This is a genomic window from Pedobacter sp. B4-66, assembly GCF_018492665.1.
In the GTDB taxonomy this organism is placed as follows: Bacteria; Bacteroidota; Bacteroidia; order Sphingobacteriales; family Sphingobacteriaceae; genus Pedobacter.
On the sequence record NZ_JAFVME010000003.1, the window covers coordinates 128355 to 140825 of the forward strand.

Here is a 12471-nt window from a genome sequence, read left to right on the forward strand (position 1 = left end):
ATAAGGAGGAGACAATGGAATATAGCGAATTACAGGTAACTTCTAATTTCAGCTTCTTAAGGGGAGCATCCCATCCCAATGAACTGGTGGACGAGGCAGCAGCTTTTGGATATAAAAAGATTGCCGTTACAGACCGAAATACGCTGGCCGGAATAGTCCGTGCTCACGCTGCAGCTAAAGAAAAAAACATTCAGCTCATTCCGGCATGCCGGCTGGATTTACTGGACGGACCAAGTTTGTTGGCTTATCCAACCAATAAGGACGCTTATTGCAGACTGTCGGCTCTATTGACGGTTGGGAACCTACGTGCCGAAAAAGGATCCTGCCATTTGCATAAAGCAGATGTTTATGAGCACGCTAAGGGGATGTTGTTTACTGTTGTGATGCCAGGTGTATTGAATCGACACTTTAATTTTGACGATTCCGTTGTTAAAGATTTGCAGGAGTATAAAGAAGCCTTGGGTAAGCAACTCTACCTTTCTGCAACACGAACCTATCTGGGTAATGACGACAAGCTGATCTTTCGCATCCAGCAATTGTCTGAACGGTTTGAGATACCCGTTGTGGCCACGGGTGATGTACATTACCATAATCCCTCCAGAAGGGAATTACAGGATGTGCTGACCTGTGTTAGAGAAAAGTGTACCATCCAGGAAGCTGGTTTCCGCTTGCATCAGAATGCAGAGCGCTACATGAAACCGATTGAAGAAATGCACCGCTTGTTCCGTAACTATCCCGAAGCAATCCGCAATACAGTGGTTATCGCAGAGGCCTGCAGTTTTGCGCTTGATGAATTGAAATATGTATATCCGGAAGAGATCAATAAAAGTGGACGCTCCCCTCTGGAAGAATTGGAATACCTGTGCATGAAAGGTGCACATGCCTTTTATGGTGAGGTCATCCCGGAGAAAGTACTGAACATGATTGCCCATGAAATGGATTTTGTGCGGAAGATGGATTATGCAAATTACTTTCTGTTTGTGGAGGATATTGTCAGGGAAGCTAGAAGCAGAGGCATTTTATGTCAGGGAAGAGGATCTGCTGCCAACTCAGCCATATGTTTCTGTCTGGGAGTAACTTCTGTAGATCCCATGAAATTTGAGCTGTTGTTTGAACGCTTTATTTCTTCAGACCGAAATGAACCACCCGATATTGATGTGGATTTTGAGCATGAACGGCGAGAGGAAATCATGCAATACATTTATACCAAGTATGGTCGTGACCGTGCGGCGATTGTAGCCACAGTGACTCAACTGCACCAAAAAGGGGCTTTACGTGATGTGGGTAAAGTGATGGGTTTATCAGTAGATACCATTAACCGGCTCTCCAGTTCCATATGGGAGTTTACCGATGAATGGTTCGAGGGCAAGCGTGTTACCGAGCAGGGATTGAACCCGCAAGACCCACATCTAAGGAAAACACTCCAATTGACAGCACAGATGATGGGTTTCCCCAGGCAATTGGGACAACATACAGGCGGTTTTGTGGTAACCAATGGGAAGTTGACTGATCTGTGCCCGATCCTTAATGCACGTATGGAAGACCGTACGAACATTGAATGGAACAAGGATGATATTGATATACTGGGTTTCCTGAAAGTGGATGTATTGGCTTTAGGTATGCTTACTTGTATCCGTAAGGCTTTTGATTTGTGTAAAGCACATTATGGTTTAAACTTAACCCTGGCTAATATACCTCAGGATGACACAGAAGTTTATGAGATGATCAGTGCGGCGGATACATTGGGGGTATTTCAGATTGAAAGCCGGGCGCAGATGTCCATGCTGCCCAGGTTAAGACCTAAATGTTTTTATGACCTGGTGATTGAAGTTGCCATTGTTCGACCGGGTCCGATACAGGGAGATATGGTGCATCCTTACTTGCGGAGACGTGATAAGAAAGAAGATGTCGTTTATCCTTCTCCGGAACTGAAAGAAATATTGGAAAGAACCCTTGGAGTGCCTCTTTTCCAGGAGCAGGCCATGAAGATTGCCATTGTAGCTGCTGGATTTACCCCGGCTGAAGCAGATGGCTTGCGCCGCAGTATGGCGACTTTTAAGTATACCGGTACAGTTAACCTATATGAAAAGAAGCTGATTGAAGGGATGAAGGCGAAGGGATATACCGAGGAGTTTGCCAAACGCATTTTTAGGCAGCTGGAGGGTTTTGGGAGTTATGGTTTCCCGGAAAGTCATGCGGCGAGTTTCGCTTTGTTGGTTTATGTGTCCTGCTGGCTGAAACATTATTATCCGGATGCTTTTGCAACAGCATTACTCAACAGCATGCCGATGGGCTTTTACCAACCTGCACAAATTGTGATTGATGCACAGAAACATGGGGTAGAGGTAAGACCGGTTGATATCAATTATTCCACCTGGGATAATTTGTTGGAAGAAAAATCAGGAAAGTACTATGCAATTCGTTTGGGTTTCCGACAGATTAAAGGACTTAATGAGCAGGAGATGGATGTTTTGGTGAATTGTAAGGGAAAAGGGTATAAGACCGTTACAGCTCTACGGGATGTTGGAATTGGAATTAATACACTGGAACGATTGGCAGACGCAGACGCATTCCGCTCTATTGATCTGGATCGCAGAAAAGCGCTATGGGAGGTATCTGCTTTACAGGATATGCCGGTGGAGATTTTTAAAGGACAACCTTCAGAAAGCGTATTGGAAGCACAGGTAGAATTGCCGCTGATGAGCCAGGGGGAGCATGTGGTTCAGGATTATGAGACTGTTGGTTTGTCATTAAAGGCACATCCGGTTAGCTTCGTTCGCCCGCAACTAGAAATGCTGAGAATTTTGTCCTGCCATCAGATCAATAAGGAAGCGCGTAATGGGCAATTGGTAAAGGTAGCCGGACTGGTTCTGGTACGACAGCGGCCAGGAACTGCTGCCGGAGTATGTTTCATTACCATTGAAGATGAGACCGGCTTTAGTAATCTTGTAGTTTTTGAAAAGCTTTTTGAGACCTACCGAAAGGAAATTATACATTCCAGGTTGCTAATGGTAGAAGGCCGTTTGCAGCGGGAAGGAGAGGTGGTACATGTTATCGTCAGCAAATGTGTGGATCTGACTAAACTTATGGGAAAACTGGTGCAGCGGGAACAGGAGGAATTGCCTGTTTTAAAGGAAACCTTTCATGGAGGAAGGAATTTTAAATAGGTTAATTCAAAAACTGTTCTTTGTATTCCATTGGGGTAAGTCCGACTTCTTTTTTGAACAGGCGGGTAAAGTATGGAGGGTTTTCGAAACCCAGTTGATAGGCAGTTTCAGCAATGGTGTTGTCATTGCTGATGAGTAAGTTTTTAGCCTCTTCAATCAAGAAGATATGGATATGGTCTAATGCAGTTTTTCCTGTTTCCTGTTTGAGCAGGTCACTCAAATACCTGGCTGAAGTGTTCAGCTGACCAGCCATATATTTTACGCTTGGCAGGCCTTCATTTTTGAGCTGACCGCTTTCAAAATAAGTATTTAATATTCCCAAAAACTTCGAAGTGATTGTTCCCGACAATACATCTCGGTTTAAAAATTGGCGTTTATAAAACCTTTGCGCATATTTCAAGATCGAGTCAATGTGGGTCATCATGATGTCTTTGGTATATTCATCCTGATTATTGTTGTATTCGGTCTGAATTTTATGATACAAATCCCAGATGATTTCTTCTTCTTTGGGCGATAAATGTAAAGCTTCATTTACTTCGTAGTCGAAATAGCCATATTTCTTGATCTCCGAATGAAGTGCATGGTTCAGCAGAAAATCCTCGTGTATATAAATGATAAATCCCTCTTCTTCCAGTTCGATGTTTTCTAGTTTTATAATTTGCCTTGGCTTGATGAAAGACATGGAACCATTGTCATGATCATACTTTGTTTTACCATATAAAAAAGTACCTGATTTCATTTTTTTTAAGGCGATCATATAGAAGTCGCTGGTAAACTCTGTGTAGGCAAGTGTGCAACTATTTAACTGAGTACAGGTAATCAGGCTAAGTAAAGGGTTTTCCGGTTGTGGGAAACCATTTAATTTGTACAGCTCGCTAATGGTTTTGAAATGTTTCATGCTTGTTATTTTACAAAATAAGAAAAACCCAGGTGATTAACACATAGATTTTTCTTAAATGACTTAATTTGGTTTTTGTTATCCGTGGGCGGCCACCGATACCTCGTTCCATTGTTCCCATTGTGCTAACCGATCAGCATAAACCTGGCTTACCCATGGCAGTGCCGTTTTACCAAGGAAAACGCGTAAGGGTGGATTTTCAGTATCTACCACTTTCAGGATGGCTTCTGCTGTGGCATCTGGATTACCAAAGGGCATGTTTTGCAGCTGCTCATACACTACAGTACGCAATTCATCGTAAGCAGGAATGGTTTTGCTATGTACTGCAGAAGGGCCTGCCCAATCTGTACTATAACCTATTGGTTCCACCAGTGTGGTATGTATTCCGAAACTTTTAATTTCTGCTGCCATCGATTCGCTGATGGCCTCAACAGCCCATTTGGAAGCATTGTAAAGACCTAAATTGGGTATTGCGGCTATACCAAGGACACTTGATACCTGTATAATGTGTCCGCTTCCCTGTTTTCTCATTAAAGGTATGGCGGCTTGTGAAACCCATAGTGTACCAAAAACATTGGCTTCAAATTGATCGCGGGCTTCTTGTTCGCTTGCTTCTTCGATGGTGCCAAACAAGCCATAACCTGCGTTGTTGATGACTACGTCTAACTGTCCAAAATGCTGATGCGCTTTATTGATGACCTCAAAACTTTGTGTTCTGTTGGTTACATCCAGTTGGAGCGGAAGAATTGAATTGCCGTAGGAGGCCACCAAGTCATTTAACGACTCTATATTTCTTGCTGTTGCAATGACGTTGTCACCACGTTCCAAAAATGCTTCTGCCCATATTCTTCCAAAACCCCGGGAAGCTCCTGTAATTAAAATTGTCTTTTTCATTTTTCCTTCTATTTAATGATACCCCAAAATTAGGGTAGATGTACTGTTTAGCACTTATACAGAAGGAGGAATGTATGATACATTTTAACGGTTGGTTGTGAACTTAGGTATCGCGTCATCTGTTTCGTATTGTCTGGCCGCCTGGGTGAGTCTTTTATTGATTCTGGAAGCAAGATTTCTTGGTGAAAGAACCTTCATGCATTCACCAAAGCCGAGAATTTCCCTTTCCAACTCAAAATTTAGTACAACATCAATTCTGATGGTAGTTCCCTCCGCATCTTCAGCTAACAGCTGCTGGCTATGGTGAATGGGTTTGGTTAAAACATAAGGTGCGTTGAGTTTATTCACCTTTAAGACTACTTTTTGCGCCCTGTCTTTTTCCGATTTGGTTACCCCAAGCAGATCTTCGAAATAACGGTCGAAGTCTACGCCTTTATACGCTCTGTATGTTTCTTCGGTTAAGGTCTGAAAATCGACAATTCGGTCAAGAGCCATGGTTATCAAAGCCTTTCCGTCTCTGGCTTTAACAATCAAAAACCAACGATTCCGGTATTCCTTTAACAGATATGGATAATACACATTTCGGATGGGCGCTTTTGCCTTGAAAGACTGATATTCTATTAGTAATGCCTTCTTCTGAAGAATTGCCTGATATAGCGGATTAATGTGTTTCAGTCCACGAAGTTGTTTGTTCCCTTCAAACTGAATGTAGTTTTCATTCGGATGTGTAGACTTATACAAATTGTTCTCCAGCTTGGTGATCATATCACTCATCTCATCAAAATAATTGAATCCATTGAACTGTTTAAGTATGCCTACAATTTCCTTCATTTTGTTCACATCAGCAGCATTAATGGGAACCTTGGTGATGCTATAGGACGAGTCGCTATAAGCATAAAACTTTCTGTCACTAACAACAATTGGCGCATTATATCCCAGCTTATCGCTACGCATCAATTGAATATCTGCCTGTATCGTGCGTTTACTTACACCGGATGTAATTCCTTCATACTCATAAAGCATATGTGCCACACGCTCAATAATATCCTCCAGGGTCCATTTTCTGAATCTGTTCTTTAAACATTCATCGATGGTTCTATAGCGGATCAGTGCAAGTTTGTTAACAGACATAAAGTAATAGCATTAAAAGTTAATCTTAAAAACATACGTAAAGCTATAAAATCCAAAGGACTACGCAATAGAATTGCGCATTTGGACTGAAACAGATCATTTAATCATAATAATATAAAATTACTTAACTGATATTCAGTTGTTTAAATTATAAAATGAAAATATTTTTTATTGCGCAAATCAGCTGCGCAATACCACTCGCACCTTTGTAATGTCAGCAATGACAGATGTTCTTTGAAGAAATATACAGTACAAAAGTACTTTTAAGATACCCCCTTATGGGGATGGCGGTTTTAAAGGATAAACATCCACAGTTGAGGGTTTCGCAATGGCCCCATAGTATTGAGCTGATCAGCATCAATATTCTGATGTTTAAAATGAAAAGATCGTCTAACGTTGTGTGTCGCGGGTTCGACTCCCGCTCCCGGATCAAAACGGGGTAACTCAGTGGTTAGAGTAACAACAATTGCAGGTTCGAATCCTGCTTTCCGACCAAAATAGGAAACGCAATTGGTAGCGAAGCAATGGGCTCAAAATCCAAAGCAAAAAGAAGGGATCCTTTTCAAATTTCCCACGCAAGGTATAAGGAAAAACTTTCGGTCAATAGACTCTTTAAAAGTGATATTGACAATTTGCGATGTGCTATGCAGGAAATGGACAAGTCTGATTAAAATTGCCCACACTTAGTTCCTAAACAGGGAAAACTATTGAATACTTAATTGTGGTAACGCTCCGACGTTCTCAAGCTCTGACACAAAAAGCATTCAAGGTTCACATGTTCTGAGTCAAGTAATGGTAATAAACCCAGGAAAAGAAATTTCTTCCGCACAAAGCAAATGAAAGTTTTTCTAAGTGCCTTATAAAATAAACAGAAAAATAAGCCCACAATAAGTAGTGGATTAATAACAAACAATTAAAACCAAACAGAGATGAAAAGAGTAACAATTAACACCAATTCTGTTGGATTGGTTTACAAAAAAGGAGAATTAAAAAACGTATTGACCGCAGGGAACTACTGGTTAGGTTTCAACGAAACAGTAGTCGTATATGACATGTCAAAAACATTCATTGCTTCAGTGGAATTAGACGTTTTACTATTAAATAAAGATTTCCAGGACCTGGTAACGGTTGTAGAAGTAAAAGATACGGAACTCGTACTGGTTTATCAGAACAACAACTTTAAACAGGTGTTGACTGCAGGCAAGTATGCATTCTGGAAAGGCTTGAATAAGTATACTTTCTTAACTGCCGATCTGACTAAATATGTGATTACAGAGCAAATCGATAAAAATACTTTAGAGAAATCGCCAATGTTAGCGCATATCAGAGCATTTAAAGTAGAAACCTATGAAACGGGCTTGATGATCGTAGATGGAGCATTTGAAAGCGTACTGAAGCCAGGAAATTATGTGTTCTGGAAAAACAGTACGACCATCCAGGTATTGAAAACTGATTTGAGGCAATTAAATATGGAAATTGTTGGACAGGAAATTCTGACTAAAGACAAAGCCCAGCTTAGAATCAATTTCAGTGTACAATACAAAGTTACAAATGCCAGCAAAGCATTGTTGGAAAACAAAGAGTTCGATAAACAATTGTATGTGATCATCCAGTTGGCCTTAAGGGAATTTATTGGAAAAATGACCTTTGATGAATTGATGGAGAATAAGGAAAAAATCTCCGAAGGCATCATGACCACTGCAGGGGGTAAAGTGAACTCACTTGGAATCGAACTGCTCAACTGTGGCGTGAAGGACATTGTATTGCCAGGAGACATCAGGGAGATTATGAATCAGGTGCTCGTTGCCGAAAAAAGGGCTCAAGCCAACCTGATCACCAGAAGGGAAGAAACAGCCTCTACAAGAAGCCTGTTAAATACCGCGAAGTTAATGGAAGACAATGCAATGCTCTACAAATTGAAAGAAATGGAATACGTAGAGAAAATTGCAGAAAAGATCAACAATATCAGCTTGTCGGGTAGTGGACAAATTGTAGATCAATTGAAACAAATTTTTGTAAAATAGGTAATGTTCTCAAAGGACATTACCTTTAAAAAGGAATGAAATGAAAAGAAATATAAACGGGAATGACCTTTTAGCCATAGGTTATAAACCAGGAGAAATATTAGGCTTAGCCATTAAAACGGCTTTAAAATTAAATGAACTGACTTTTAAGGAAGCCACCGATTTGTTAGGGAACGTAAAGGATCATCCGGAAAACTATCTGGACGATGAAGTCATGGAGCCATTGGCATCTGCAATCATTGAAGCCGCCAACGCGCCTATAGACGAAGTGATTCCTTTAAAAGTCCATTCAGATGGATATGCACGATATGGTGAAAGTTTTATTGAAGAAGGTGCCAGAAAACAAATGGACATTGCCATGAAACTGCCTGTAACGGTAGCCGGAGCACTGATGCCAGATGCACATCAAGGGTATGGATTGCCAATTGGCGGGGTACTGGCTACCAGAAACGCCATTATCCCTTACGGAGTTGGTGTAGACATCGGCTGCAGAATGGCGCTCTCTATTTTCGACATCCCGGAAAGCCATTTTTATGGGAACGAAGCAAAGTACAAACGGGAATTGCTTGCCCATACTAAGTTTGGTGCTGGTCATGGCTTCCATGGAAGAGAAAAATCGGATCATGCAATCCTGGATAACAATGGTTTTAACGCGACCCCAATGTTAAAACAATTAAAGGACAAAGCTTATTTCCAACTTGGAAGCTCAGGGGGTGGAAACCACTTTGTGGAATGGGGAATTATAGAATTTGAGAAAAAAGATGAGGTATTGGGTATTGAAAAAGGGAAATATGTAGCCTTGCTGAGTCATTCAGGATCACGTGGATTTGGTGCAACCCTTGCTGGCTATTACACCAAGCTCGCTAAAGAAAACTGCAAATTACCTGCTGAAGCAGCTAACCTGGCTTACTTGGACCTAAACTCGGAAGCCGGTCAGGAATATTGGCTGGCGATGAACCTTGCCGGAGATTATGCTTCTGCCTGTCATGAAATCATCCATAACAAACTGAGTAAGGCAATAGGAGCCCAAGTATTGGCAAAGGTTGAAAACCACCATAACTTTGCTTGGAAGGAAACCTGGAACGGCGAGGAAGTTATTGTTCATAGAAAAGGCGCTACACCAGCGGGCAAAGGTGTGATGGGAATTATTCCCGGCTCAATGACGGCCCCAGGCTTTCTGGTTAGAGGCAAAGGTATTTCTGATGCGATTAACTCAGCTTCACATGGTGCCGGTAGACAAATGAGCCGTTCAAAGGCCATTAAAAGTATCACCAAGGACGAAATGCGGGCCATATTGAAAGACCATAACGTAACCTTAATAGGAGCAGGCCTAGATGAGGCGCCTATGGCTTACAAAGACATCAATCTGGTGATGGAAGCTCAAAAAGATCTGATTGATGTAGTAGCCAAATTCACACCTAAAATGGTAAGGATGGCCGACGATGGTAGTCGTGAGGATTAATAATCATGTGAAATGCCGACTATTTTTTGCTTTGCTCATTGTAACTCATCATCCAGTTCACACCGAATTTATCAGTCAGCATTCCAAAATAATCACCCCAGAAAGTATTCGCTAATGGCATGGTTACTTTTCCGTCTGCTGACAACGCACTAAAAATGCGATCGGCTTCATCTTTACTGTCCGCGGATATGGAAACGGCAAAGTTATTTCCCTGTACAAATGAGGGTGCCCATTCTCCGCCGCAATCGCTTCCCATCAGGATAGAACTACCGATAGGTAGTGATACATGCATCACCTTACCTTTATCCGTTTCCGGTACAGTGTACCCTTCAGTCTCAGGCATTTCACCAAAGCGTCCGATATAGTTAAATTCTCCTCCAAATATAGATTTATAGAAGTTAAATGCAGCTTCACAATCTCCATTGAAGTTTAGGTATGTGTTTGTTGTTGCCATGAGTTTTCTGTTTTTTTGTTGCCAATTAGTATTTCTAATATAAGCATTACTTTTCAGCCTTCAATCACTCCTGATTTGCTTATTTATAGGTATTTCTTTTTAAATGCCCGTATGCATGAGTAATTTCTAAAAAACCTTGATCTAAACTACGTTTTACTTGTATCAAATAATCTCTTGATTTCTTGGTATCTTTTTCTGAAAGAAGTTTATCCTTTATAAGGACTGAAGGCGTATTAATTTCTTGATGAAAACCTTGTGTTTTTAATCTTTCCAAAAATTCTTCTTCAGCAACTTTATCTTCAAAAATACTTTGCCCTAAAAAGTAATTTATTACAGCCCAGCAAAACCTCTTTTCAAATTTATTATGGGCCTTCTTAATTATTTCTGCCGAGTTAGTTCTAGCGTCAATTCGAGCATTATTATTTAGTTTTCGCTCTCTTAATACCAGTTCAATTGAAGCCAGTTTATTTTGTAAGTATTTATCAGAACCAATTTCTACTTTGACACCATATTTCGTAATTTTTAAATCTCTGTCAAACTCATTTATATACGCATACTTTTCATCAATATCGGTTGGTAATAATTCCATCACTTTATTGATTAAGGAAATGTAGTTTTCATGAATTTCCTGCATCGCCAAAAATGCCGGGCTAAAAATGTTTTCATATCTATCCTTTCCTGTTTGATAATCCAGTCCCATTAACTGTAATAGTTTATCAGTTGTCCAAAGAATTATTTTTATGATTTCACTTGATGAGCTATCTGCCATGTGGTTAGTTGTTTTGATTATCAAAAACTCTAATTATAAATGATTTTACTCAGTCGTTAAACGCCCAGTATAGGCCATTATCTGTTTGAATCTTCTTTAAATTCCTTTCTTGCGGCGAAAGGTTATTTTTAGTCAAATGAAAGATGTCCTGGATCAAAGGTGCTGTACTGGAAAAGTAACCGTGTCCAAGCAAGTCTGTTCTTACTTTACTTGCATCAATTGTATCAATGCCTTTGATGGTTAAAATCTGATCGGTTATCTGTCCGACTCTGTTCAGATTGCCATGAAGTTTTTTAGAAACTTTCAATGCTTTATCTTTTGATGAAGCATAAATGGTAACCCTACCTGAACAGTTGATAATTTTTGGGGCAATATCTCTTAAAAATAGCTGTGCATCAATATCGGGAGCAGCTAGTATGATTTGATTGAATAAAAATGTTTTGTGGAATTCTTCTTGGTGCAATAGCATCAGGGCATCTGTCAATGCTCTGTTGCCCATACTGTGGGCAATGAGATGTATTTTCTCGGCTCCGGTTTTTTGCTGTACGTCTTTTAAGAACATTACGATGTTTTTGACGCTATAGTTGCTGTTTTCGCCATCAACAACATAGCCCAATAGTTTTTTTTTTTGATGGCCAGCTATAGACGATGGGAGCGCCCTGAAAGTTAAGGTCATGTGCAATCTGTGCTGCCTGAAGTATGGACTTATCAAAACTTACATTAAAGCCATGTACAAATACGAATGCTTCTTTTGAAGCCTGAACTTTAGCTTGAAGTGTTTCAAAAAAGGTTTTTGGCTCCAAGAGCTTTGATTCCAGAATCAGCATATGTTTATCTGGGCTAGCTTTGAACTCGAATTTCCACCAGGTTGGTCTGGGAATTTCACCCTGCCTCTTTTTTTTGGGGATATTCACTTTACAAACACCTAAACTAATATCAGCCCTGTTATTGCCAAATTTTATAATCTTTGGGTTTTTGGAGTCTTTTAGGTTGCGTTCAGTAGCATAGTATACTTCAATTTCAGCGTTCTCGCCATTCTTCTTTACTAGAGTAAGGTTTCCTTCAAAAGGAGGCTGTTTGTATCTTTCGTAACTATCGTTGTCTTGGAAAAGCCCCTTGAGCTTATCTAAGATTCCGCCGTCCATAGGGTTATGTTTTTTAGAAGAACCTTTATGCAATATCAATCCACCCAGATCTAAATTTCGAAAAGGATCATCTTTAGATCCATTACTTTGGTTGGTTGGGAGTCCATTATTATCTTTTTTAATATGAAACGAACCCGGAGGTGGCAACGGATCGTTGAAACTGGATTCAGTTGGATCCATGCTATCGGCAAGAGGATTCAAACCACCATTAACAAGGATTATAAATAAGTGTTCAGTTTCATCTGTTTTATAAATGTCCTTATGTAGTTTAGGAAATCCTTTCCTGTTACTTGATTTTACGTGGATGACAACGTTATCTCCCTTTTGCAAAACGCTTCTGATGAAGATAAGAGGTTTATCGCAGTCAATTAATTGGTAATACAATTTTGTCTTTTCTTGGAATTCACCTGACTGACTACCTTCAATTAAGTGATCATCCACATAGATTTTGAAGTCTGGCGGAAATGATAAAGACGTAATTTCAAAAGAAAAATCTAAATCCATTTTTTTTGCAATTGAGAAATGGT

Annotated in this window: 10 protein-coding genes and 1 tRNA gene; 4 read left to right on the forward strand and 7 right to left on the reverse strand. The window is 40.2% G+C overall.

What is annotated here, in order from left to right; all coding sequences use genetic code 11:
* Positions 1-14: 14 nt before the first annotated feature.
* A complete protein-coding gene (locus J1905_RS05065; RefSeq protein WP_214226146.1) occupies positions 15-3167 on the forward strand; it encodes an error-prone DNA polymerase in 3153 nt (1050 codons plus the stop codon).
* 1 nt (position 3168) lies between these two features.
* On the opposite strand, the gene J1905_RS05070 is transcribed toward J1905_RS05065, so the two are convergent.
* The 3 genes from J1905_RS05070 to J1905_RS05080 all read right to left on the reverse strand — a co-directional run bounded on the left by J1905_RS05070 (position 3169) and on the right by J1905_RS05080 (position 6090).
* Positions 3169-4065, reverse strand: a complete 897-nt coding sequence (locus J1905_RS05070) for a helix-turn-helix domain-containing protein (RefSeq protein ID WP_214226147.1) — start codon at positions 4063-4065, stop codon at positions 3169-3171.
* A 78-nt stretch (positions 4066-4143) separates the two neighbouring features.
* Positions 4144-4959, reverse strand: coding sequence for an SDR family NAD(P)-dependent oxidoreductase (locus J1905_RS05075; protein ID WP_214226148.1), 816 nt, complete (start codon positions 4957-4959; stop codon positions 4144-4146).
* 84 nt (positions 4960-5043) lie between these two features.
* Positions 5044-6090 (reverse strand): helix-turn-helix transcriptional regulator, encoded by a 1047-nt coding sequence (locus J1905_RS05080; protein ID WP_214226149.1) that lies wholly within the window; start codon positions 6088-6090, stop codon positions 5044-5046.
* 435 nt (positions 6091-6525) lie between these two features.
* Between J1905_RS05080 and J1905_RS05085 the strand changes: the two genes are divergently transcribed.
* The 3 genes from J1905_RS05085 (at position 6526) to J1905_RS05095 (ending at position 9576) form a co-directional block, all read left to right on the forward strand.
* A tRNA-Ser gene (locus J1905_RS05085) sits at positions 6526-6585 on the forward strand.
* 434 nt (positions 6586-7019) lie between these two features.
* Positions 7020-8114, forward strand: a complete 1095-nt coding sequence (locus tag J1905_RS05090; protein WP_250318010.1) for a slipin family protein — start codon at positions 7020-7022, stop codon at positions 8112-8114.
* Positions 8115-8154: 40 nt separating this feature from the next.
* Positions 8155-9576: an RtcB family protein gene (locus J1905_RS05095; RefSeq protein ID WP_214226150.1), complete on the forward strand. Its 1422-nt coding sequence runs from the start codon at positions 8155-8157 to the stop codon at positions 9574-9576.
* Positions 9577-9595: 19 nt separating this feature from the next.
* Here J1905_RS05095 and J1905_RS05100 read toward each other — a convergent pair whose 3' ends face one another.
* From J1905_RS05100 to J1905_RS05115, 4 genes are all read right to left on the reverse strand, one after another.
* Complete coding sequence (locus J1905_RS05100) at positions 9596-10030, reverse strand: VOC family protein (protein ID WP_214226151.1); 435 nt, start codon at positions 10028-10030, stop codon at positions 9596-9598.
* Positions 10031-10109: 79 nt separating this feature from the next.
* Entirely contained in the window at positions 10110-10799 is a 690-nt protein-coding gene (locus J1905_RS05105) for a hypothetical protein (RefSeq protein ID WP_214226152.1), read from the reverse strand.
* Between the two features lie 49 nt (positions 10800-10848).
* On the reverse strand, positions 10849-11415 hold the full coding sequence (locus tag J1905_RS05110; protein ID WP_214226153.1) for an alpha/beta hydrolase: 567 nt from the start codon (positions 11413-11415) through the stop codon (positions 10849-10851).
* Positions 11399-12448 carry an alpha/beta hydrolase gene (locus tag J1905_RS05115; protein WP_214226154.1) on the reverse strand — a complete coding sequence of 350 codons (1050 nt, stop codon included), beginning with the start codon at positions 12446-12448 and terminating at the stop codon, positions 11399-11401. The genes J1905_RS05110 and J1905_RS05115 overlap by 17 nt, the downstream gene beginning before the upstream one ends.
* Positions 12449-12471 lie beyond the last annotated feature (23 nt).